We start from the raw sequence: 21,722 nt of genomic DNA, 5'->3' as shown, positions 1-21,722 counted from the left end.
GCTGAAGATGCCCATTTTGCGGTCTCCCTTGTTGACCACTCAGTTTTCGCACCCCGATGGCATGACCTGCACGACGGCAGTGCGATTCTTCCAGAAAGGCTTGTGTACGCGCGGCTGCTCATAAGAAACGCGCGAGGGCGATGTCCATGACTCAATCGCCGATTGGTGCGCTTCGAGCGCCGCCTTCATTGCCCCATCTCATTTTAGTGCTGCACGACCCGGTTCGCCCCGTAACTGCTCATCGTCACTGGAGGCTCGGCAAGGCGCGCCATGCATTCGACGGGATACAACGCGGGCGACAGCCACGCGAGCAACGGCTTGGGTTCCTAAATGCTCCAGCACTCCAGCAACAGTTCATAGGCGCGCTGATTGAAGTCCGAGACCACGTCGCCCGCCTCGAACTGCTTCTCGTGTTCCGCGAAAGCGCACTGCTTTTGCCATGCTTTTGCTCCTCTCCAATTCTTCTCAGTGCGCGAATCCGCTTTGTGCGGTTGTCACTGCTGGGCGACGATGCGCGTGCGCGCAAATTCATCGAACCAGGCGAGGCTCTCAGGGTTGGCCATCGTGTCGGGGTTCGCCACCTTGGCAAGGGATTGGCCGAGCAGCAGCTTCTTGACAGGCAGCTCCATCTTTTTGCCCGATAGAGTTCGCGGAATCGCCGCCACCTCGAAGACCTCGTTTGGCACGTGCCGCGCGGAAAGCGCATTCCGGATGCGCTCGCGGATCCGGCCGACCAGTTCCGCCGTCAGTTCGGCATCAGGCCGGAGCACCACGAAAAGCGGCATGTACGATTCACGTCCCAGATATTCGAGGTCGACTACGAGGCTGTCGAGCACCTCAGGCAGTTCCTCGACCGCCCGGTAGAGTTCGCTGGTGCCCATGCGGATGCCGTGCCGGTTGATCGTCGCATCCGAGCGGCCGTAGATGATCGCACCGCCACGAGGCGTGATGCGCACCCAGTCGCCGTGGCGCCAGATGCCGGGCCATGTATCGAAATAACTTTCCCGGTACCGCTGGTTGTCACTATCGTTCCAGAAAAAAAGCGGCATTGATGGCATCGGCGCTGTGCACACGAGTTCGCCGACTTCATCGATCAGGACCTTGCCCGCGTCGTCGAACGCCTCGACACGCGCTCCGAGACAGCGGCACTGCATCTCTCCCAGATACACGGGCAGGATGGGCACACCAGCGACGAAACATCCGGCGAAATCGGTACCGCCCGATATGGCGTTGATCCACACTTCGCCCACGCGATCGAGGATCCAGCGGTAGCCTTCCGGCGAAAGCGGCGAGCCTGTGGAACCGACCGCCCGCAGGGCCGACAGGTTCGTAGTCGCCCGTGGCTCGATGCCAGCCTTCTGGCAGGACTGGAAGTATGCGGCGCCCGCACCGAAGAAGTTGACCTCCGTTTCGCCGACAAATCGCCAGAGCGCGTTCATGTCCGGGTAACCGGGGTTGCCGTCGAACAGACAGAGCGTTGCGCCTGCCAGCAGGCCCGCCACCTGCAGATTCCACATGATCCATCCGGTGCTGGCAAACCAGTGGAAACGGTCACCCGGATGCAAGTCCAGGTGCAGCGTAGTGAGCTTCACATGCTCGAGCACGATGCCGCCCTGCGAGTGCACGATAGGCTTGGGCAGGCCCGTCGTGCCCGACGAATAGACGATCCACAGCGGATGATCGAACGGCACGTGCTCGACGTCGAGCGGCGTGTCGGCGGCAATGGCGTCGGTCCATGCAAGCCCGCCCGGGAGCCCGGCGACGCTGGCTTGCGGGTCCAGATCCGGAACGAGAACGACATGCTTGACGGTGGGCAATTCGCCCAGCAGCATCCGGACCAATTCGATGCGATCGTGGGCCTTTCCACCATATCGATAGCCGTCGACGGCAATCATGACCTTCGGTTCGATCTGACGGAAACGATCGAGCACCGCCAGTTGACCCATGTCTGGTGAACAGACCGACCAGATTGCACCAAGGCTGGCGACAGCCAGAAATGCGACGACCGTTTCCGGTATGTTGGGCATAAAGGCGGCAACCCGGTCTCCGCGCTCCACGCCCATGCGACGCAGGGAGGCGGCGAGCGCGGCCACCTGCCGGCGAAGCTCGGCCCAGCCCATTGCGCTCTGCTCGCCCGCTTCGTTGCGGAAAACGATAGCGGGTCTCCTGTCCGTCGCATGACGGAACACCTGCTCGACGTAGTTCATGCGGACACCGGGAAACCAGCTCGCACCCGGCATCGCGGCATGGATCAGCGCCTGCCCACGCGGTTGCGTCGAGCGGATGCCGGCCCAGTCCCACAGCGCGCACCAGAAGTCATCGACGTGGTCGACGGACCATTGCCAAAGCGCGTCATAGTCGTCAAACGCCAACCCGCGTTCGGTGTTCAGCCACCGCATGAAGTGCGTGACTCGCGCCGATTTGGCGAATTGCGAGGCCGGAGACCAGGCCGGCGTGAGGCTATCAATGCTGACATTCATGGTGGTGCGGGTCTCGTTCGAAAATCGGGTTCACTCTCGCTGCCGGTGCGCGCCGCAGGCGACGCGTCGACCAGCCCTGAGTCGCGAGGCGTTTCATGTAGCAAGGCTACGTCATGCTGCACGCAGCGGGACGTTCTTCTCACCTGGCCGACGGTTCGGCGCCATGCCGAGCTTGGCGAGCGTTTCATCGACGGACCTGTACTGCACGCCAATCTTGTAGATCTCGCGGGCCTGCCTGCCGTTGGCGACCTCGCGGCCCAGTTCGCGCGCTATTCGCACGCATTGCTGGACCTGCTGAACCGAAGTCATGCGCTTGCCGTGCTGGTCGATGATCGTATCCTCGATGCCACAGCGCGGATGGAAGCCCATCGCCATCGACATCATGTTGATCGGCAATACGTTTTTCAGCAGCGACTCGGAAGTGATGCAGACGCCGTCCGCGGCGCGCCGCACGAGCTCCATGAAGTTGTACGGGCTCGGACCGTCGACGCCCCCGCCAATGCCGATCCACGTCAGGTTGACCGGCCCCTTGTATACGCCGCGGCGGATCAGGCGCTCCAGGGTCTCGTAGGAGTGCATGCCTGCCAGCTGAAAGTGCGGCTGGATGTTGGCGGCCTGCAGTCGGCGCAGGTGCTCTTCGAGCCACGTGGGACCTGCCGGCACCGTCATCTCACGGTACGCCTGCTGATACCCCGGATGAGCGAGCGAGGTGCCCTCCAGATACTCCGGATAGAGCAGTTCCATGATGTTCATCTGCGTGGTGTTGATCGCCACGGTCACCTGGTCGGGCTTGGGCGTCAATTCGGCGAGCATGTGGCGCGTGTCGTCCGAGAGCCACTTCGCGGCCTGGCCCTCGTTCTCTGGAGCGAACGAGATCGAGCCGCCCACCTGGATGATCATCTCGGGCACCGCCGCGCGCACGCCGGCGATCAGCTCATTGAACTTTGACAGGCGCTTGGAGCCTTTGCCATCCAGCTCGCGAACATGCAGGTGCAGCACACTGGCGCCCGCGTCGTAGCAGTCGACGGCCTTCTGTACCTGCTCTTCCATCGTCACCGGAATGTCGTCCGGAAAGTCGGCCGGCATCCATTCCGGCCCGTAGGGTGCGACGGTGATGACAACCTTGTCCTGATTCTCGGGGTGCAGGGAATCGTCGAGAAATTGCATGGCTTGCTCCTGATAAGGGGGATCGCCGCAGGCATCCCGTCTGGACGCGGGTGAGACGCTGTGCGGTGCTGGACAGGAATATAGGCTGCTGCCAGAATCGGATTTCTCTTTTGAGGCCATTTTTTTAGCAATTCAGGCCAACCGGCATAAACCACCAGATCGTTCGATCACCCTCGATTCAGACGAAGCAGGCAGGAAAACCAATGGAAACTTTTGCGCGCGCCGGCGCGTTGAGCGGCTATTTCCAGGTGGCGCGACGCCATGGTTTCAATCCGCAAGCGCTGTTGCGACAGGTGGGGCTCGATGCCGCGACGCTGGCCAATCCCGAACAGCGCATTCCCGTCTCGGCGGGATGCCAGCTGCTCGAAGCGAGCGCGCGCGAGACAAAATGTCCGACGTTCGGTCTGCAAATGGCCGAGTTGCGGCAGGACTTCGATTTCGGTGTCGTCGGCATGCTACTCGCGCACAAGCGGACACTACGAGAGGTGCTGCTCGCCTCCATTCAGTATCGGCATCTGCTGAATGAGGCATTGGGGCTCCACATTGAAACTGCCGCCGGCAAGGTGATCATTCGCGAGGAGGTGGTTTCTGAGCTGGACGTTCCGACACGCCAGGCGACCGAGCTTGCGGTCGGCTTGCTCGCCCGGACCTGCAACGCGCTGCTGGGTCAAGGTTGGAAGCCTGTCAGTGTTCATTTCGCCCACGCGGCACCGCCCGATGTTCGTCCGTACAGACGTTTTTTCGGTTGCCCGGTGTCGTTCAACAGCGACTTCAACGGAATTGTCTGTGCCGCCTCCGATCTCGACCAGCCGAACCCGAACGCGGACCCGGAACTGGTGAAATATGCGGAAAGCCTCGCAAGGCCGCTCGACGCGAGCAGACCGGAATCGATGACGGACGAGGTGCGCAAGGCGATCTATCTGCTCTTGCCGCTTGAACAGGCGAGCGTCGATCAGGTGGCCAGCCATCTGCATCTGAGCGCGCGCACCCTGCGCCGACGGCTGGAGACCGCAGGCACCAGCTTCTCGGATCTTCTCGAAGAGGTGCGTCACAATCTGGCAATCCGATATCTGAACAACTCGCGCTATCCGATCGGCGGGGTGGCGACATTGCTTGGCTATGCCCGGCAAGCGTCCTTTACGCGCTGGTTCACGTCCGGCTTCGGCATGACGCCTCGCGCGTGGCGAACCAGACAGATCGAGGGAGTCGCTCATACAGCAAAGTCAGCAGCGATCGAGACGCCTCTTCAGTAACTACACGCCGATGGGTCATGCGTAGCGATCTTCTCCACTATGCAGGAACGGTTTCTCCCTGCTCGTCCATGTGCGGTCATTGGTTCCAAGGCATGGAAGGACAGTCAAACGGCGGCTCGGCACCGTAAAGCTGACCGTCACCTACCTATCGCCCTCGTCGCATCCCTTCGCGCGGACTGTGTATCCAACTCGCGTGAATGGGCGCGTTGCGACATTGCGTCCAGCAGGGCGTCAGCCCCTAACTGACGCAAATGCCCGGCACTGCAACCTTCTGGAAGAGGTGTGGCGAAGCGATCGCCGAGGAGGGATAGGCGGCCAGGCTCGCCTTGAACTCCGGGTGAGAGAACGCCGCTCGAAAATGGGCGGTGGATTCCCAAACAGCGTAGTTCATGTATGTCGGATTTTCTCCGAGTGCGCGATGGAGCTGCGTCGAGATGAAGCCGGGTTGCTGCTTCATAAACGCCGCGTCGTCCTGCCAGACCTTGAGAAAGATCGGCTCGTCGGCCGGATCCAGTGTGAAGACATTCACAAGCACGACGGGAGCCGCGTCAGTGGCAAGTTGACGTTCGATTGGGAAGGACGGGTCAAGGGGTCGTAACTGCAGCATGGCGCACTCCTCGGTTTGGAAGCATGATGTCAACCTGACATGATCGATTTATAGTAAATTGACATGATATTGTCAATTACGATTTATGGTGACATATGCACAAGACAGCGAGAACGCCTGCCGGCGAATGCTTGACGGACGTCATTCTTGATTTCTTCCGCCTCAACAGCGGACTTCTCACCGCGGGGGATCGCCTGGTTGCGGGACTTGGGCTCACGAGCGCACGCTGGCAGATCCTTGGCGCCATCAGCGAAGCAGAACGGTCGCAGCCGGTGGCTTGGCTCGCTCGGGACTTAGGGGCCAATCGTCAGAATGTCCAACGGATAGTGAACGACCTGGCAGAGGATGGCTTGGTTCGTTTCGAGGCGAACCCTCACCATCGCCGCGCACAGCTTGTCGTTCTGACAGACAAGGGAAGGCAGGCCTTTGATGCTGCCATGAGTCTTCAGGCCCCATGGGTCAACCGCCTCTCTGATGGATTGGCCGTCGACGAGATTAAGGCCGCACATCGCGTCATCCTGAGATTGCAAACGAACCTGGACGACATAATCGCAGCCGACGATCTGGATTGATCGATTGATCGCCCGTTCTCCGTTTCCTCGTCGTTGGCCGCGATACCCAATGCAGGGTGTGCAATGTTTTACCAGCACGCGGCCGTTCTCCGGTGCCATCTGCCGCCCACCAAACGCGCGCGTCCCGGCTGGCAATCCGCTACTAGATCGCGCAATCGGAAGACCGGTTGACCTCTGAAACGGCCATTGATCAAGCGGTGAATCGGGAGACGGCTTCGCGTCGCGAGTACCCATTCGCTTGTGCTGGCAGCCCGTGTGATCGATGGGTTGACGGGTGCGCGTAAGCCGTCTGCAAGTTCGAGGCACAGACCCTGCTGACATTGTCTTCCGCTTATCAACTGCGCACTCGGAACGGAAAAACTATGGCGAAGAACGACAAGTCATTCAAAGCCCCGTCAGAACCGCGCGATCGCCAAGCTGTGCTGACGGAGCAACGTCGCCTGAAAATGGCGCGGTCGCCGCACGCGTATGTGCGCGGCAACACCGAACAGTTCTACGAATGGGCGATCGAAACCAACGGCGATTCGTTGCCGCACGGTCCCGCCATCTGGATCTGCGGAGATTGCCACACGGGCAATCTCGGTCCCGTGGCCAACGCGAAAGGCGAAGTCGAGATACAGATTCGCGATCTCGATCAGACGGTGATCGGCAATCCCGTTCACGACCTCGTGCGCCTCGGTCTGTCGCTCGCGACGGCGGCGCGCGGCTCGTCGTTATCCGGGCTACACGTCGTTCGCATGATGGAAGCGCTGGCGGCAGGCTATGAATCCGCCTTTGTGCACGGCGCTAAGGTGTCTGATCGACTCGCTCGTCCCGAACCCGTGCGCGTCGTGATGAAAGAAGCCGTGCGCCGTTCGTGGCAACACTTGGCGCGCGAACGCATCGACGACCTGAAGCCTACGATTCCACTCGGCAAACGCTTCTGGCCGCTCACGAAGCGGGAGTGCAAGGAGATTGATGCGCTCTTTCACGACGAGGCGATTGCCAGCCTGCCTACGTCACTGAAAGGCCGACGCGACGCGGGCGACGTCGAGGTGCTCGACGCAGCGTACTGGGTCAAGGGATGCAGTTCGCTGGGACGTTTGCGCTACGCGGTGTTGCTCGATGTCGATGGTGGCGTGGTCGAAGGGGACGATCTGTGTCTGATGGACATCAAGGAAGGCGTGAAGGCGGCCGCACCGCGCTATGAAAACGCGACGATGCCGCGTGACAACGCGCAACGTGTGGTGGAAGGCGCACGGCACCTTTCGCCGTTTCTGGGCGAGCGCATGCGCGCCGCGCGGTTACTGGATCGCGCCGTGGTGATTCGCGAACTGCTGCCGCAGGATCTGAAGCTGGAGATCGATCAGCTCGACAAGGACGATTCGATGAAGGTATCGCACTATCTTGCCGCCGTGGTCGGACGGGCGCACGCGCGGCAGATGGACAAGGCGACGTGCAAAAGCTGGCTTGGTGAATTGCGGTGCAACCGTTCGAAGACCATCGATGCCCCGCTCTGGCTCTGGAACAGCATCGTGGAACTCGTGAGCAGCCACGAGGCTGGCTATCTTGAGCATTGCCGGCGCTACGCGACAGGGCGTTAGGTCACGTCAATGCGCGCTTGCCGCAGTCGCCGCCGGGTAGAGCGTTTCGACCGCGCTTGAAGGTGGCGCGCGAGAACGGCCCGAGATGCGCGCCGAGCAAGGTTCCGGCATTTGCCTCAATACCCGCCTTTGACCTGCGCCGCCGTCGCTGCCGTGTTCTTGTACGACGCGGCGAGATCCGCGGCCGCGCGGCTCAGCAAGCCGGTATCCGTGCCGACCGCGACGAAGCTCGCGCCCGCCGCCAGATAGTCGGCCGCTAGCGCAGGATCAGGGGCGAGCACGCCCGCCGCCTTGCCCGCACCGCGCACGGTATCGATGCCGCGGCGAATCGCGTCGCGCACGCGCGCGTCGCCCGGTTTGCCGAGCAATCCCATCGACGCGCTCAGATCGGACGGCCCGAAGAACACGCCATCGACGCCATCCACGCGCGCGATCTCCGCGAGATTGTCGAGGCTCTGCACGGTCTCGGCCTGCACGATCACGCACAGTTCGTCGGCGGCGGTGGTCAGATAGTCGGGCACGCGATTCCAGCGCGAGGCACGCGCGAGCGCGCTGCCGACGCCGCGAATGCCCTGCGGCGGATAGCGCGTGGCCGCGACCGCGTCGAGCGCTTGCGCGGCCGTGTCGATCATCGGCAGCAGCAGCGTTTGCGCGCCAATGTCGAGCAACTGCTTGATCAGCGCAGCGTCGCTCTTCACCGGCCGCACGACCGGATGCGACGCATATGCGGCGACCGCCTGCAATTGCGACAGCGTGCTGCGCACGTCGTTCGGCGCGTGCTCGTTGTCGATCAGCAGCCAGTCGAAACTGGCGGTGGCGAGCAACTCGGTCACGTAGGCGTCGGCGAGCGCGGCCCACAGGCCGAATTGCGGTTTGCCTTCGGCAAGCGCGCGTTTGAAGGGGTTGGTCGGCACGGACATAGCGATGCTCTCAGATGAAATTCAAACCGATGCCGCCGAGCGGGCCATAGTCGACGTGGAACGTGTCGCCCGCGCGTGCCGGAATCGGGCTCGTGAACGAGCCGCTCAGGATCACATCGCCGGTGTTCAATGATTCGTCATACGGAGCAATTTTGTTCGCGAGCCACGCGACGCCGGTGGCCGGATGGTTGAGCACCGCCGCCGCGAGCCCGCTTTCCTCGACCGCGCCGTTCTTGTACAGCAGCGCGCCGACCCAGCGCAGGTCGACCTCGAGCGGACGCACGGGCCTGCCGCCGAGCATGACGCCCGCGTTTGCGGCGAAATCGGAGATCGTGTCGTAGACCTTGCGCGGTGCGCGCGTATCGCGATCGAACTGCTCGATGCGTGCGTCGATGATTTCGACGGCCGGCGTCACGTACGCGGTCGCGTCGAGCACGTCGAACAGCGTCACGCCGGGGCCCTTCAGCGGTTTGCTCAGCACGAACGCGAGCTCCACCTCGACGCGCGGCGCGATGAAGCGATCCGCGCGAATGTCCTGGCCGCTGTCGATGAACATGCTGTCGAGCAACGGCGCGTAATCCGGCTCGTCGATCTGTGACGAGCGCTGCATCGCGCGCGACGTCAGGCCGATCTTCCTGCCCTTGATCACGTGCCCTTCGGCGAGCTTCAACTTGACCCACTCGCGTTGAATCGCGTAGCCGTCCTGTACGGTCATCTGTGGATACTGCGCGGAAAAATGGCGCAGCTGCGTGCGGGTCTTTTCCGCGTGATCGAGTTGCGCCGCGAGATCGCGAATGGTTTGTTCGTCTAGCATGATGATGTCAGCCCTTCAGCCGCGCGTGCAGATTGTTGTGCTTCCACGTGCCCGCTTCGCTGAACTCGTTGATTTCGAGCGACAACGCAAGTCCCTGCCGTTCGAACTCGGTGGCGAAGCGCTGCTTGATCAGCGCGAACAGCGAGTCGCCGGTCGCCTTCTTGACGGCCTCGGAGCGGCCCGCGCCGATCTTCAGGTTCGCGTGCAGGAACGCGGCGTCGGGGCGCCCATCGGCGACGCAGTACTGGTCGCAGCGCAGCGCGCGCACGCGAATGCCGCCGAGCGGATAGACGCGCTCGCCGTTATCGCGCTGCGCGTCGAGGCACTGCGCGAGGTCTTTGCAAAGGTCGCCGACGCGTTGCGCATCCGCGAGATTGGCGCTGTATTCGAGTGTCAGGTGAGGCATGGCGATTCCTTCGCGAGTGTCAGACGGGAAGCGGTGTGACCGGGAAGATCGCGTTGATCTGGCCGGTGCCTGAACTGCCGAAATAGGGTGTGACGACTTCGGCCTTGCCGTCGTAGCGATCCCAGCCGAGCGCGCCGAGCAGCATCGCGGTATCGTGCATGCCGCCTTCGCCCCAGCATTTCTCGTTGTAGAGCGGCAGCATTTCGCAGAAGGTCTTCCAGTCGCCGGCTTCCCACATGCGCACCACGCTTCGATCCATCTGTTCGAGGAAGGGGCTCCAGACTTTGTGCATGAACTGCTCGGCGGTGCCGTTGTTCGCGAAGTGATGCGACAGCGAGCCGCTCGCGAGAATAGCCACGGTACCCTCATAGCGGTCCTCGATGGCCTTGCGCACCGCGAGGCCGAAGCGCGCGCTGGTCGCGAGGTCGTGCCACATGCACCAGCCTGCAACCGACACCGTCTTGAAGTGCTGATCGCCGTTCATATAGCGCATCGGCACCAGCGTGCCGTACTCGAGTTCGAGCGTGGTTTCGCTGTGCGCGCGGCTTTTCACGCCCATTTCGTTGGCGACGTCCGCGATCAGTTGGCCGAGCCCCACGTTGCCCGGGTACGCGTACGGCATGTTCCTGATGAAATGGGGCAGCTCGTTGCTCGTGTACACACCTTCGAACTTCGGCGCGCAGTTGATGTGGTATTCGCTGTTCACGAGCCAGTGCACGTCGAACACGACGATCGTATCGACGCCGAGTTCGCGACAGCGTCTTCCGATTTCATGGTGTCCGTCGATCGCGGCCTGACGGCAACCCTTGTGCGGTCCGTCGAGCTCGGACAGATACAACGACGGCACATGTGTGACTTTTGCTGCCAACGCGAGCTTGCCCATCGCGGTCTCCTCGATTAGACGCCCCAGCGCGGAATATGATGCGAGCCGAGCGACACGCAGACGTTTTTCGGTTCGAGGAACACTTCATAGCTCCACGTGCCGCCTTCACGCCCCACACCCGACGCCTTCGTGCCACCGAACGGCTGACGCAGATCGCGCACGTTCTGGCTGTTCACGAAGCACATGCCGGCTTCGACGGCGGCCGCCACCCGCAACGCGCGGCCGGTGTTCTCGGTCCAGATATAGCTCGACAGACCATACGAAATATCGTTGGCGAGACTGATCGCCTCGGCTTCGTCGTCGAACGGAATCAGGCACGCGACCGGTCCGAAGATCTCTTCCTGCGCGATGCGCATGCGGTTGTCGACGTCGACGAACACGGTCGGCGTGACGAAGTTGCCGTGACGCAGTGCCTCGGGCAGATCGGGCGTATCGAGCCCGCCGCACGCGAGCGTCGCGCCTTCCTTCGGGCCAAGCTCGATATAGCTGCGTACTTTCGCCAGATGCCCCTGGCTGATCATCGGGCCGACGATCGTGCTGTCCGCGAGCGGATCGCCCACCGTCAGGCGCTTCGCGCGCTCGACGAAGCGCTCGGCAAACCGGGCGTAAATGGAGCGCTGCACGAGAATGCGCGAGCCCGCGGTGCAGCGTTCGCCATTGTTCGAGAAGATCATGAACACGGCGGCATCGAGCGCGCGTTCGAAGTCGGCGTCGTCGAATATCACGAACGGTGACTTGCCGCCGAGCTCCATCGAGAACTTCTTCAGGCCCGCGGTTTGCACGATGCGATTGCCGGTCGAGGTCGATCCGGTGAACGACACCGCGTGCACGTCGCGATGCGCGACGAGCGGTTCGCCCGTTTCCTTGCCATAGCCGTGCACGACGTTCAGCACGCCCGCCGGAATGCCCGCTTCGAGCGCGAGCTTGCCGAGCATCGAGGCGGTCAGCGGCGACAGCTCGCTCATCTTCAGCACGGCGGTGTTGCCGAACGCGAGGCAGGGCGCGACCTTCCAGGTGGCCGTCATGAACGGCACGTTCCACGGCGAGATCAGCGCGCACACACCGACCGGATGAAACAGCGTGTAGTTAAGATGCGAGTCGGTTGGATACGTGTGGCCGTCGACGCGCGTGCACATCTCGGCGAAATAGCTGAAGTTGTCGGCCGCGCGCGGCACCAGTTGCTTGCGCGTCTGCGAGATCGTCTGGCCGGTGTCCCTGGTTTCGATCTCCGAGATTTCCGGCACGTGCTTCGTGATCAGTTCGCCGAGCTTGCGGATCAGCTTCGCGCGTTCCGCGGCGGGTTTCGCGGCCCAGGCGGGGAAGGCGCTTTTGGCCGCCTGCACGGCCGCATCGACTTCCTTTGCGCCGCCGCGCGCGACTTCGGCAAGCACTTCCTGGGTGGCCGGATTGACGGTTTCGAAATAGTCACTCGAGGCGCACGCCTCGCCGTTGATCAGATGGTCGATCGGCATTGCCTTGTCCTTTCGCTGTTCGCTGGGTTTTTGCTGTTCATCAGGCGCGGCCGAAGTCCGCGTCCGATGCGATCGTGTTGACGAGACGGCCGAGGCCGTCGATTTCGCAGACGACTTCATCGCCCGCGTTGACGTTGACGATGCCTTCGGGCGTGCCGGTCAGGATCACGTCGCCGGGCGCGAGCGTCATGAAGCCGCTCAGATATTCGATCAGCGCGGGAATTCCGGTGACGAGGTCGCGCGTATTGCCGCATTGCTGACGCGTGCCGTTGACGAACGTGCGCAGTTCGAGCTGCGTGACATCGGCGATGTCGGCGGCGTCGACGAACCAGGGACCAAGCACCGTGCCGCCGTCGCGATTCTTCACGCGCAGATTCGGGCGATAGTAGTTTTCGAGGTAATCGCGAATCGCGTAGTCGTTCGCGATCATGTAGCCAGCCACATACTGCATGGCGTTTTCACGTTCGACGTTTTGCGCGGTTCGCCCGATCACGACCGCGAGTTCGCACTCGTAATGCATGAACGTAACGTCGGCGGGGCGGCGCGTGACGCCGCGATGACCAAGTACCGTGCCGGGTCCCTTCAGAAACACCAGTGGCTCTTCCTGCTTGCTGAACTGCAATTCCTTGGCGTGCTCCGCGTAGTTCAGGCCGAGCGCGAAGATCGTGCCGACTTCGATCGGCGCGAGCCAGACCACTTCGTCCTCGCGGCGCACGCGGCCGTCGGCGAGAAGTACACCCTGCTCGTGCGGATACGCTTCGTGAATCGCTCCCGCATAGGCAACGCGGCCGCGCATCATGACTGTTCTCCGTTGTGTTGATCGACGCCGACGAACGATACGGTCAAGGGTGGCAGCGTACCGATCGACAGCGTGGCCGTATCGCCGACGTGTGCGACCGGCGAGCCGTGCCGCACGCCGAGCGTTAGCACGTCGCCCGCGTTCAGTGTCATGAAGTCGGTGACGTCGGCGAGCAGTTGCGCGACGTTGCGCACCGACGTTGCGGTGCTTGCCGTGAACGGTTCGGCGCCGTTCAGCGAGACCGCGATGTCGAGCCGATCCGGCGCGGTGACATGGCGCGCGGCGACGAGCGCCGGTCCGATCACGCAGAAGCCGTCGCGCGCGCGCAGCCGCACGTTCGGGCGATACACGTTGGTATGCGGCACGCTCAGGTCGCCGACCAGCGTATAGCCGGCGATATAGTCCGCCGCGCGCTCGACGCCGACACGCGTCGCGGTACGCCCGATCACGATGCCGAGCGACGCCCCAACCTCGACGCCGAGCGTGTTGTCCGGCACGACCACGCGCGCCCGATGCCCGGCCAGCGTATTGCGTGGCTTCAGATACAGAATCGGCGCTTTCGGCGGCGCCTTGTACGGCGCCGCATGCATGGCGTCGCCCAGCGCGTTCAAGGCGGCGCGATCGTTCAGCAGGGTGCCGTACACGGCGCCGCTGACCGGCGCGCGACACGCGACGCCGCGCGCCAGCAACGCGGCCGCCGTGTGCGCGTCCACGTCGCGAGGCAGCGCGTCGCCTTCGGGATGCAGCAGATGATCGGCAAGGGCAAACATAAATGCGCGGCCTCGTGGCGAAAGTTCAGCGAAAACACTAAGATGTTAGTAGTATCCCGCTTGATATCATTGACGGTCAATAGGCTGTTGGTTGATCGCGGGTTTTCCCGTAAGCTTCGACGGCTGTTTTTTTCTCATTCCTTGCCAACATGTCCGCTGCGTCCACCCGAGTCTTACACCGCAACCTGCCGATGCTGTTGTTGCGCGCCCGCGAAAAAATGATGGAGCGCTTTCGTCCGTTGATCACCGCGCACGGACTCACCGAGCAGCAATGGCGCGTGATTCGCGCGCTCAACGAGCATGGTCCGATGGAACCACGCCACATCTCCGACATCTGCACGATTTCGAGTCCGAGCATGGCCGGCGTGCTCGCGCGCATGGAGAGCATGGAACTCGTGACGAAGGAGCGTTTCGCGGAGGATCAGCGGCGCGTGCTCGTGTCGCTGACCGACACGAGCGTCGATCTGGTGCGCGTGATTTCGAAGGATCTCGAGGCGCACTATCGCGAGCTCGAGCGCAAGGTGGGACCGGAGATCGTCGAGCGCGTCTATCGCGCGGTCGACGATCTGCTGGCGGGGTTGTCGGAAGAGGACGAGTGACGCGGTGGCTTACCAGCCGTAAAAGCGCTGCCACTCGACGCTGCTGCCGTCCGGTGCCACCGCTTGATACTCGGGGAACTGCGCGCCGGTCGCGCACGCGTGGTTCGGCAGGATGCGCAGTTTCATGCCGATCGGAAAGCGCTGCGCGATGTCGTCGGGCTGGGCGTCGGCTTGCATCTCGGCCTGAGCCGGAACCGCCGCGAGAATCCCATGCTCCTGATTGGCGCCGCTAACGACATAACCCGGCAGCAACGTGCCATTGAGCAGACACGGCTGCCCATAACCGAAATCGTGCGGCTGCCGCGACGTACCGCGATCGCGGCTTAGCGCCATCCAGCCGGCGTCGAGAATCGCCCAGCCTTTGTCTTCCTGATGACCGATCACGGTGGTCAGTACGCTAAGCGCGATGTCGTCGAGCGTGCAGACTCCCACGTTGTGCATGACCAGATCGAACAGCACGTAGACGCCGGCCCGCACCTCGGTGACGCCTTCGAGGTGCCGCGCGGCGAGCGCGGTCGGCGTCGAGCCGACACTCACGGCCGGACACGCGATGCCCGCTTCGCGCAAGCGCTCGGCAGCGCGCACGCAGCCTGCGCGTTCCTGCTCCGCGAGCGTGGCGAGCGCTTCAGGCGTATTCAACTCGTAGCTCGAACCCGCATGGGTCATCACGCCGCCGACCTTCACGCCGTTCTCATGCAGAATCCGCCCGACCTCGAGCAGCGTCTGCTGTTCGGGCTGGATACCCGAGCGATGGCCGTCGGTATCGACCTCGATCCAGACTTCGAAGGTTTCACCGTGCTGGTCGCCGAACGCGGCAATCGCCGAGGCGGCGGTCGGATTGTCGACCACGAGCTTCAGATCGCACCCCTGGCGACGCAGCGCGAGCGCGCGCGGCAGCTTCGACGGAACCATGCTGACGGCGTACAGAATGTCGTCGACGCCTGCCGCGAAGAACGCTTCGGCTTCCTTCAGCGTGGACACCGTGATGCCGCGCGCGCCGGCGGCGATCTGCGCACGCACGACGTCGATGCACTTGCTGGTCTTCACGTGCGGCCGGAACGCGACGCCGAGCGCATTCATCCGCCCCTGCATCCGCGCGATGTTCTTCTGCATCCGCGCGACGTCGATCAACGCGGCCGGGGTTTCGATCTGTTCGAGTTTCATGCTTGCACCTGAGGAGCAGGGTGAGGTTGGGGATTCAGTGCCGGCGGTCGCCGCCAAAGCCCGCGAGCCACGGAACGAGCCGGTCGAGCGACGGCGCTTCGACCTCCGGCGGCTGCGCGCCCGCGACCAGCGACAGGCCGACGTGGTTGTGCCAGTAGGTGCGCAAACCGACGGCCGCGGTGCCGAACATGTCGTAGCTCGACCCGGCGACGAACGCGGCGCGCCGCGCCTCGACCCCGAGCTTGCCGAGCGCGAGGCGGTACGGTTGCGGATCCGGCTTGTAGACGCCGGCTTCCTCGGCGGTCACGATCGCGTCCCAGCGCACGGGCAACAGCGCGGCCGCCTGCGAGCCGAGCCGCGTAGAGCAGTTGGTGACAACTGCGAGCTTGCAATGCGGCGCGAGCGCGCGCAATGCGTCGAGCGCACCGGGCCACGGCGTCAGGTTCAGCCAGTCCGCTTCGAGCGCGTGCGCGGCCGATTCGGACAAACCGACTTGCGTGGCAGCCTCGCGCACCAGTTGTTCGTAGGGAACATAGCGGCCGCAGCCGTACGTCAGACGCAGATAGGCGGCACGCCAGGCGCGGCCTGCTTCGTCGGAGCCTGCCGCGCGGTTCCACGCGGTCCACGAGTCGAGCAGGGCGGTTAGCAGGTCGAACAGGACCGCGTCCGGATAGGCTGCGGTGTCGGTGGAATGGGCGGCGGCAGTCATGATTGCAATTGGGCCGGCTGTTGAGGATGAATCGATTATAGGTTTTCGTGCCTGCGTCAGCGTTCAGGTCGACTGACTCTTAGATTCACGCAGACTGAATCATCGCCGCCACGGTGGCGTCGGTCTGAAGCGCCCTTGCAGATACTGCATGAAATGGCGGGTGCGCGCGGGCAGCCCCGTCCTCTGATGCGTGAGCGCGATCACGTTCGCGTCCGGTGCTTTCCAGCCCGGCAGCAGACGCACGAGTTTGCCTTTCGCCAGATCGTCGGCGACGTCCCATTCGGAGCGCAGAATCACGCCGCGTCCCTCGCAGGCCCATTGGCGGATCACATCGCCGTCGTTGCAGCTCAGATGCGCGGACACGCGCACGCTGCGGCGCGTGCGGCCCTTGCTGAACTGCCATAGCGAGACATCCTCGTTGTTTTCGCGCAGCACGATGCAAGGCAGCCGGCTCAACGCATCCGGCGATTCGGGTTGGCCGATTCGCCTGACGAGCGCGGGCGCCGCGCAGACGAAGCGCGCGTTCGGCGCGATCGTATAGCCGACCAGGTTCGACAGCGGCAATTCGCCGATATGCACGACGATATCGAAGCGATCGAGCGTTTCGGTCAACGGCCGGTCGGACAGCGTCAGCGCGACGTCGATATCGGGGTTCTGCTGCTGGAACTCGCCGATCAGCGGCGCCAGGTGGCGTCGTCCGAAACCGAGCGGCGCATTGATCTTCAGCGTGCCGACGAGGCCGCCGCGGCGCGTTTGCAGATCGTCGAACATCGCGTCGAACTGCGCGATCAGCTCGGCGCCGCGCTCGCACAGCAGCAGGCCTTCGTCGGTGAATTGCAGGCGGCGAGCGCTGCGGTTCACGAGTTGCGCGCCGAGCTTCTTTTCGAGTTGCTGCAGGCGCTGCGTGACCGCCGACGGCGACAGCGCGAGTCGGCGCGCGGCGGCGATCAGACTGCCGCTTGCGCGCAGTGTGAGCAGGAAGCGGATATCGGCCGAATCGTTCATGGGGGCGAGGTGGGTGCGAGGTGGGGTGCAATGCGCGGAGCGTGGAATCTCGCAGCATAATGCGTCCGGATCGCTCACAGGGTAAAGTGGCGCTTCCGGTCTATAGATTCAATCATTGGAAGAGAAGTCCCATGCCGTTGCCCCATGATGCGTCCGCGAACGACGCCGTGCCCACCAGTCCGCTGAAACAGGCGGTTTTTCTGCATACGGGCTGGCGCAGCGCGGGCACGTGGGTGTGGTCGCGGCTGCGTGAGCTCGAGCGCGCGGCCGGCTTCTACGAGCCGCTCAGCAACGTGCTCGCCGATCTCAAACTGGCCGATTTGCCCGCCTCGCGGCCAACCCTGACCTCGGGGCACCCGCCGCTCGCCGCGCCGTACTTCGACGAATACCGGCCGTTTCTGCGCGAAGACGCACGCGGCGTGGCGGGCTACGACAAGCGCTTCAGCATCGATCGCTTTACGCGCGAGCCCGATGCGACATTCCCGTCACTGCAGGCCTATCTGCATGTGCTGAGCCAGCACACGATCGAGCAGGGCCGCGTGCCCGTCTTCAAGTTTTGCCGTACGGGCGGACGTCTGCCGTGGCTCAAGCGCGCGTTTGCCGAGGCGCTGCACGTGGGTGTGCTGCGCAATCCCGCGTCGCAGTTCGCGTCGGGCTGGCTGCTGAGGCAGCAATGGAGCAACGCGTTTTTTGTCGCCGCGCCGTTTCGCGTGCTCGGTCTGAACCAGATGGACCCGCTGGTGCGCGAAGCGATCGCCGTGTGCGGCGTGCGTCTGCCGCCGCTGCCGTCGATGCCCGATGACGCGTATGCCGTCGCGTGTGAGCAATTCGCGCGCACGGTCGACAGCGACAACGCATACCGCGCGTTCATCGCGTTGTGGATCCTCTGCGCGCTGCGCATGGGCGAGGGCGTCGATCTGCTGATCGATATGGAGCGGCTCGGCGAGTCGCGCGACTACGGGGCCGGTCTGCGCGCCGCGTTCGACGCGCAATGCGGCTTGTCGCCCGACTTCACGAGCGCACGCGATCTGGTCGTTGAAACCCGGCGCAGCGCGGCGCGTATGACCGGTATCGACGGCGGCGCGCTGCGCGCCGTGCATTCCGCCGCGCTGAAATTCCTGAAGGCGCAGGCGGGTATCGACGCGGCCTTCGTCGAAGTGGTCCGCCAGAAAATGGTGCTGGCCAACGAGTTGACCGAAACGTGGCGCTAGCCGTGCGCCGCCACCACCGCGCGGCGCACTCTCAGGACTAGCCCGCCGCCGACACCGCCGCGCGCAGCCCAAGCAGATAGCTGTCCACGCCGAAGCCGCAAATCTGTCCTTTGACGATCTCCGCGAATACCGACTGATGCCGGAACGCTTCGCGCGCGTGAATGTTCGACATGTGGATCTCCACCACCGGCACCGTCAGGATCGCGAGTGCATCGCGGATACCGTAGCTGTAGTGCGTCCAGGCGCCGGCGTTGATCAGCACGCCGTCGGCGTTGTCGGTGAACGCCTGGTGGATGCGCTCGCACATCGCCGCTTCGCTATTGGTCTGAAAGCTGTCGACTCGTACGCCGAGCTCGTCGCCGAGCGCGCGCAGGCGTGCGTCGATTTCATCGAGCGTGATCGTGCCGTATTGCGCGGGATCGCGCTTGCCGAACATGTTGTGGTTGATACCGTGCAGCATCACGAACGTTTTCATCTAGTGATCCTTAGTAATTGATTGAGGAATCTCGAAGCGGATTCAACGTGTTTTAGTGTACGGCCGCCGCGACGGAGCGCGTCGTATCGACGACCGCGCCGGTGCGAGCTGCTTCGACGATCGCCTCGGTGATGCGCAGGTTCTGCAAGCCGTCCTGCGCGCTGACGAGCGGCGGCTCCTCGCCGTGAATCACGCGCACGAAATGCTCGATCTGCAGCTTCAGCGGATCGTCGCGCGTCATCTCGGCGACGCTCACGTCGAACGGCTTCCACCACGAGCGGTTCGCGGCTTCGGCGTAGGTCTTCAGGCGCATCGTCGGTACCGCGAGCGAGCCGAACGTGCCCGCGATCACGTAGCAGTCTTCGTCCGGATACGACGGATAGGCCTTGTTTTCTTGCGACGTCTGTTCCCAACTGCGTGCGCTCGCAGCGGTATCCGACAGCATGAAGCTGCCGAGCGCGCCGTTCGCGAAACGCAGGTTGATCGCGACCGTATCCTCGACCGGAAAGCCGCGCGTCGCATGCGACGAGAAAGCCTGCACGGCGACGATGTCGCCGCACAGCATGCGCAGGTTGTGCACCTCGTGAATCATGTTCAGCAAGATCGGACCGCCGCCCGGCTGGCGCCGCCAGTCGGCGTCGGCGAAGTACTCGTCGGGTTTGAAGAACACCGCGCTGCCCATCACCGCGACGAGCTTGCCGAGCCGGCCCTCGTCGATCAGCTGCCGCGCGCGCGCCATGATCGGGCTGTGCGCGCGGTGATGGCCGATCAAGAGCGGCACGCCGCTGCGCTCTGCTTCGGCGGCGAGCGTTTCCGCTTCGTCGACGCTCGGCGCGATCGGCTTTTCGAGCAGCGTCGGCACGCGCGCCGCGAGACAACGCGACGCGTGTTCGACGTGCAGCTGGTTCGGCGTCGCGAGAATCACACCGTCCGGGCGATCGCGTTCGAGCAGTTCATCGAGCGTGCGGTAGAGCGGCACGCCCGCCTCGGCCGCGACCGCGGCGGCCGCGGGCGACGGGTCGACGATCGCCGACAGCTTGCACGTGTCGCTTTGCTGCGCGACCGCCATATGGGCGCGGCCGATATACCCTGCGCCAGCGACGGCGATCCGGGTGCTGTTCATGGGTAAGGTCCCTGAAAGTCCTGATGAAAATGCGTTAAACGGCAAGCGAGCTCAAGCAACGGCCTTCTTCGCATCGGCCATGCTCTGTGCGCGCATCGCGTCGTAGCTGAGCTTGTCGAGCGGCACGACGTTCTTTTCGCCGAGGTCGCTAAGCCGCACGCGGAAGTTTTCACGCGCGCTCCATGCGGCGATCGCGCAGATGATCGTGATGGCGAACGTGATCGTGCCGATCGTCAGCGGCACGTTGTTGGATCCCGGCGGCGCGACGTAGGCGAACAGAGCCGGCAGCAGCGCGGTGATCGTCGTGCCGATGTTCTGGCCGATCGCCATCGCGGAGACACGCGAACGCGTCGGGAACAGTTCCGGGTAAAAGCTCGGGAAGATCGCGTTGTAGCCCTGATAGATGATGCCCCACATCAGGATCGACATCACCATCGCGAGCGGCACGTTGTGGATGCTGATCGCGTACAGATACCCGAAAGAAAGCAGCCCGGCGCCAAGCGAGCCGACGATGATCGGCAGACGCCGCCCGATCCGGTCGGACAGATTGCCCACGTACGGAATCACCAGCACCGCGACGATATTGCCGATCACCGGAATCCACAGATACAGGCTCTTCGAAAAACCGATGCCATACGCCGGCTGCACCGCGTAGGCCGCGCCGAAAATCGTCGCGACGACCGGGATCACGTTCATCAGCGAGCACAGCACGACGCGCAGCATGTCGCCCCAGTTGTACTTGAACGCTTCGACGATCGGCGAGCGCGGCACGCCGCCGCTCGCGTCTTCCTTCTCGAACGCGGGTGTTTCGTGGACTTCGCGGCGGATGATGTAGCCGGCGATCAGCACGACCGAGCTGAGCAGGAACGGAATGCGCCAGCCCCATGCATTGAACGCGGCGTCGTTCATGAAATAGGCGAGCGGCAGAAATATCGCGGCGGCCAGAATCTGGCCGGCCTGCACGCCTTGCAGCGTGAAGCTCGCGTAAAAGCCGCGTCGCCCGAATGGCGCGTGTTCGAGGATCATCGAGCTGGCGCCTGAGATTTCACCGGCGACCGCGAAGCCCTGGATCAGCCGCAGCACGACGAGCAGCACCGGTGCGAGAAAGCCGACCTGCTGATAGGTCGGCAGCAGACCGACCAACATCGTCGACAGACCCATCAGGAACATGCAGACGAGCAGCACGTTCTTGCGCCCGTGCGTATCGCCCCAGTGCCCGAGCACGACCGCCCCGATCGGTCGCGCGACGTAGCCGACGCCGTAGGTCGCGAGCGACGCGACGATCGCGATCTTGGGGTTGCCGGACGGGAAGAACAGCTGAGGAAAGATCAGCGCGGCGGCCTGCGCGTAGATGAAGAAGTCGTAGTACTCGAGTGCCGAGCCGATCCAGCCGCTGGCGGTTGCCTTGCGAGCCTGCGAGCTATGCCCGCTGCTTGCCGATGCGTTCGTTTGCATGACGTCTCCTGAATGGGAAATGTTTTTGTCAGCTTCTACGGCTGAATCATTGGCGCCTTTAAACGCGCGCCGCGCAAGCCAGGATTTTCCTGGTCTCGTTACCGCAGTGCGGCATAACGGTTTGGATCGGTGCATCGTGCCGGCTGCTGCGGTGCACTACGGGTTAACCACGGGCCTGAGCGTGCCGGGCATTGCATTCGAGCCGGCATACAAACGACTGCCACTTGCTCAACCAATCCGTTGCAGCTAGGGTAA

Annotated in this window: 21 protein-coding genes; 5 read left to right on the top strand and 16 right to left on the bottom strand. The window is 63.5% G+C overall.

From position 1 onward, the window contains the following. Positions 1–494 precede the first annotated feature (494 nt). Both L0U84_RS30095 and L0U84_RS30090 read right to left on the bottom strand, forming a co-directional pair. Complete coding sequence (locus L0U84_RS30095; protein WP_233855709.1) at positions 495–2,480, bottom strand: acetoacetate--CoA ligase; 1,986 nt, start codon at positions 2,478–2,480, stop codon at positions 495–497. A gap of 111 nt (positions 2,481–2,591) precedes the next feature. Beyond that, positions 2,592–3,647 (bottom strand): 3-keto-5-aminohexanoate cleavage protein, encoded by a 1,056-nt coding sequence (locus L0U84_RS30090; RefSeq protein ID WP_233856876.1) that lies wholly within the window; start codon positions 3,645–3,647, stop codon positions 2,592–2,594. A 203-nt stretch (positions 3,648–3,850) separates the two neighbouring features. Between L0U84_RS30090 and L0U84_RS30085 the strand changes: the two genes are divergently transcribed. Continuing rightward, entirely contained in the window at positions 3,851–4,900 is a 1,050-nt protein-coding gene (locus L0U84_RS30085; RefSeq protein ID WP_233855708.1) for an AraC family transcriptional regulator, read from the top strand. Between the two features lie 238 nt (positions 4,901–5,138). Here the strand turns inward: L0U84_RS30085 and L0U84_RS30080 are convergent, their stop codons facing one another. Then, positions 5,139–5,507 (bottom strand): antibiotic biosynthesis monooxygenase family protein, encoded by a 369-nt coding sequence (locus tag L0U84_RS30080; protein ID WP_233855707.1) that lies wholly within the window; start codon positions 5,505–5,507, stop codon positions 5,139–5,141. A gap of 131 nt (positions 5,508–5,638) precedes the next feature. On the opposite strand from L0U84_RS30080, the gene L0U84_RS30075 reads away from it, so the two are divergent. Further along, positions 5,639–6,079 (top strand): MarR family winged helix-turn-helix transcriptional regulator, encoded by a 441-nt coding sequence (locus L0U84_RS30075; RefSeq protein WP_442794058.1) that lies wholly within the window; start codon positions 5,639–5,641, stop codon positions 6,077–6,079. A 362-nt stretch (positions 6,080–6,441) separates the two neighbouring features. Continuing rightward, positions 6,442–7,662 (top strand): DUF2252 domain-containing protein, encoded by a 1,221-nt coding sequence (locus L0U84_RS30070; protein ID WP_233855705.1) that lies wholly within the window; start codon positions 6,442–6,444, stop codon positions 7,660–7,662. 116 nt (positions 7,663–7,778) lie between these two features. Here the strand turns inward: L0U84_RS30070 and hpaI are convergent, their stop codons facing one another. Genes hpaI through L0U84_RS30035 form a run of 7 tightly spaced genes read right to left on the bottom strand, consistent with a single transcriptional unit; the run spans position 7,779 to position 13,726 of the window. Beyond that, entirely contained in the window at positions 7,779–8,582 is an 804-nt protein-coding gene (hpaI, locus tag L0U84_RS30065) for a 4-hydroxy-2-oxoheptanedioate aldolase (RefSeq protein WP_233855704.1), read from the bottom strand. 10 nt (positions 8,583–8,592) lie between these two features. Further along, complete coding sequence (hpaH, locus tag L0U84_RS30060) at positions 8,593–9,396, bottom strand: 2-oxo-hept-4-ene-1,7-dioate hydratase (protein WP_233855703.1); 804 nt, start codon at positions 9,394–9,396, stop codon at positions 8,593–8,595. A 7-nt stretch (positions 9,397–9,403) separates the two neighbouring features. Then, positions 9,404–9,802 (bottom strand): 5-carboxymethyl-2-hydroxymuconate Delta-isomerase, encoded by a 399-nt coding sequence (locus L0U84_RS30055; protein WP_233855702.1) that lies wholly within the window; start codon positions 9,800–9,802, stop codon positions 9,404–9,406. Between the two features lie 19 nt (positions 9,803–9,821). Continuing rightward, on the bottom strand, positions 9,822–10,685 hold the full coding sequence (gene hpaD, locus L0U84_RS30050; protein WP_233855701.1) for a 3,4-dihydroxyphenylacetate 2,3-dioxygenase: 864 nt from the start codon (positions 10,683–10,685) through the stop codon (positions 9,822–9,824). A 14-nt stretch (positions 10,686–10,699) separates the two neighbouring features. Continuing rightward, positions 10,700–12,157 (bottom strand): 5-carboxymethyl-2-hydroxymuconate semialdehyde dehydrogenase, encoded by a 1,458-nt coding sequence (gene hpaE / locus L0U84_RS30045; RefSeq protein ID WP_233855700.1) that lies wholly within the window; start codon positions 12,155–12,157, stop codon positions 10,700–10,702. 40 nt (positions 12,158–12,197) lie between these two features. Continuing rightward, entirely contained in the window at positions 12,198–12,956 is a 759-nt protein-coding gene (locus tag L0U84_RS30040; protein ID WP_233855699.1) for a fumarylacetoacetate hydrolase family protein, read from the bottom strand. Next, positions 12,953–13,726, bottom strand: coding sequence for a fumarylacetoacetate hydrolase family protein (locus L0U84_RS30035; RefSeq protein ID WP_233855698.1), 774 nt, complete (start codon positions 13,724–13,726; stop codon positions 12,953–12,955). The genes L0U84_RS30040 and L0U84_RS30035 overlap by 4 nt, the downstream gene beginning before the upstream one ends. 191 nt (positions 13,727–13,917) lie before the next feature. On the opposite strand from L0U84_RS30035, the gene hpaR reads away from it, so the two are divergent. Further along, positions 13,918–14,325 (top strand): homoprotocatechuate degradation operon regulator HpaR, encoded by a 408-nt coding sequence (gene hpaR, locus L0U84_RS30030; RefSeq protein WP_090806334.1) that lies wholly within the window; start codon positions 13,918–13,920, stop codon positions 14,323–14,325. Positions 14,326–14,334: 9 nt separating this feature from the next. Here the strand turns inward: hpaR and L0U84_RS30025 are convergent, their stop codons facing one another. The 3 genes from L0U84_RS30025 to L0U84_RS30015 all read right to left on the bottom strand — a co-directional run bounded on the left by L0U84_RS30025 (position 14,335) and on the right by L0U84_RS30015 (position 17,203). Next, on the bottom strand, positions 14,335–15,489 hold the full coding sequence (locus L0U84_RS30025) for a DSD1 family PLP-dependent enzyme (protein ID WP_233855697.1): 1,155 nt from the start codon (positions 15,487–15,489) through the stop codon (positions 14,335–14,337). A gap of 34 nt (positions 15,490–15,523) precedes the next feature. Beyond that, positions 15,524–16,198, bottom strand: a complete 675-nt coding sequence (locus tag L0U84_RS30020; protein ID WP_233855696.1) for an HAD-IA family hydrolase — start codon at positions 16,196–16,198, stop codon at positions 15,524–15,526. A 99-nt stretch (positions 16,199–16,297) separates the two neighbouring features. Then, positions 16,298–17,203 (bottom strand): LysR substrate-binding domain-containing protein, encoded by a 906-nt coding sequence (locus L0U84_RS30015; RefSeq protein ID WP_233855695.1) that lies wholly within the window; start codon positions 17,201–17,203, stop codon positions 16,298–16,300. Positions 17,204–17,334: 131 nt separating this feature from the next. Between L0U84_RS30015 and L0U84_RS30010 the strand changes: the two genes are divergently transcribed. Beyond that, positions 17,335–18,414, top strand: coding sequence for a hypothetical protein (locus L0U84_RS30010; RefSeq protein WP_233855694.1), 1,080 nt, complete (start codon positions 17,335–17,337; stop codon positions 18,412–18,414). 37 nt (positions 18,415–18,451) lie between these two features. Here L0U84_RS30010 and aroQ read toward each other — a convergent pair whose 3' ends face one another. Genes aroQ through L0U84_RS29995 form a run of 3 tightly spaced genes read right to left on the bottom strand, consistent with a single transcriptional unit; the run spans position 18,452 to position 21,467 of the window. Continuing rightward, complete coding sequence (gene aroQ, locus L0U84_RS30005) at positions 18,452–18,889, bottom strand: type II 3-dehydroquinate dehydratase (protein ID WP_233855693.1); 438 nt, start codon at positions 18,887–18,889, stop codon at positions 18,452–18,454. A gap of 52 nt (positions 18,890–18,941) precedes the next feature. Continuing rightward, positions 18,942–20,012, bottom strand: coding sequence for a Gfo/Idh/MocA family protein (locus L0U84_RS30000; RefSeq protein WP_233855692.1), 1,071 nt, complete (start codon positions 20,010–20,012; stop codon positions 18,942–18,944). A gap of 51 nt (positions 20,013–20,063) precedes the next feature. Beyond that, complete coding sequence (locus tag L0U84_RS29995) at positions 20,064–21,467, bottom strand: MFS transporter (protein WP_233855691.1); 1,404 nt, start codon at positions 21,465–21,467, stop codon at positions 20,064–20,066. Between the last annotated feature and the right edge of the window lie 255 nt (positions 21,468–21,722).

Origin of the sequence: Paraburkholderia sp. HD33-4 (assembly GCF_021390635.1) — a bacterium.
Lineage (GTDB): Bacteria > Pseudomonadota > Gammaproteobacteria > Burkholderiales > Burkholderiaceae > Paraburkholderia.
The sequence above is the reverse complement of the archived record's forward strand: the minus strand, read 5'-3'. Positions and strand labels throughout refer to the sequence as shown.

Coding starts and splice junctions, on each gene's coding strand:
- L0U84_RS30095 (WP_233855709.1), bottom strand. CDS start 2,480: ATGAATGTCAGCATTGATAGCCTCACGCCGGCCTGGTCTCCGGCCTCG.
- L0U84_RS30090 (WP_233856876.1), bottom strand. CDS start 3,647: ATGCAATTTCTCGACGATTCCCTGCACCCCGAGAATCAGGACAAGGTT.
- L0U84_RS30085 (WP_233855708.1), top strand. CDS start 3,851: ATGGAAACTTTTGCGCGCGCCGGCGCGTTGAGCGGCTATTTCCAGGTG.
- L0U84_RS30080 (WP_233855707.1), bottom strand. CDS start 5,507: ATGCTGCAGTTACGACCCCTTGACCCGTCCTTCCCAATCGAACGTCAA.
- L0U84_RS30070 (WP_233855705.1), top strand. CDS start 6,442: ATGGCGAAGAACGACAAGTCATTCAAAGCCCCGTCAGAACCGCGCGAT.
- hpaI (WP_233855704.1), bottom strand. CDS start 8,582: ATGTCCGTGCCGACCAACCCCTTCAAACGCGCGCTTGCCGAAGGCAAA.
- hpaH (WP_233855703.1), bottom strand. CDS start 9,396: ATGCTAGACGAACAAACCATTCGCGATCTCGCGGCGCAACTCGATCAC.
- L0U84_RS30055 (WP_233855702.1), bottom strand. CDS start 9,802: ATGCCTCACCTGACACTCGAATACAGCGCCAATCTCGCGGATGCGCAA.
- hpaD (WP_233855701.1), bottom strand. CDS start 10,685: ATGGGCAAGCTCGCGTTGGCAGCAAAAGTCACACATGTGCCGTCGTTG.
- hpaE (WP_233855700.1), bottom strand. CDS start 12,157: ATGCCGATCGACCATCTGATCAACGGCGAGGCGTGCGCCTCGAGTGAC.
- L0U84_RS30040 (WP_233855699.1), bottom strand. CDS start 12,956: ATGATGCGCGGCCGCGTTGCCTATGCGGGAGCGATTCACGAAGCGTAT.
- L0U84_RS30035 (WP_233855698.1), bottom strand. CDS start 13,726: ATGTTTGCCCTTGCCGATCATCTGCTGCATCCCGAAGGCGACGCGCTG.
- hpaR (WP_090806334.1), top strand. CDS start 13,918: ATGCTGTTGTTGCGCGCCCGCGAAAAAATGATGGAGCGCTTTCGTCCG.
- L0U84_RS30025 (WP_233855697.1), bottom strand. CDS start 15,489: ATGAAACTCGAACAGATCGAAACCCCGGCCGCGTTGATCGACGTCGCG.
- L0U84_RS30020 (WP_233855696.1), bottom strand. CDS start 16,198: ATGACTGCCGCCGCCCATTCCACCGACACCGCAGCCTATCCGGACGCG.
- L0U84_RS30015 (WP_233855695.1), bottom strand. CDS start 17,203: ATGAACGATTCGGCCGATATCCGCTTCCTGCTCACACTGCGCGCAAGC.
- L0U84_RS30010 (WP_233855694.1), top strand. CDS start 17,335: ATGCCGTTGCCCCATGATGCGTCCGCGAACGACGCCGTGCCCACCAGT.
- aroQ (WP_233855693.1), bottom strand. CDS start 18,889: ATGAAAACGTTCGTGATGCTGCACGGTATCAACCACAACATGTTCGGC.
- L0U84_RS30000 (WP_233855692.1), bottom strand. CDS start 20,012: ATGAACAGCACCCGGATCGCCGTCGCTGGCGCAGGGTATATCGGCCGC.
- L0U84_RS29995 (WP_233855691.1), bottom strand. CDS start 21,467: ATGCAAACGAACGCATCGGCAAGCAGCGGGCATAGCTCGCAGGCTCGC.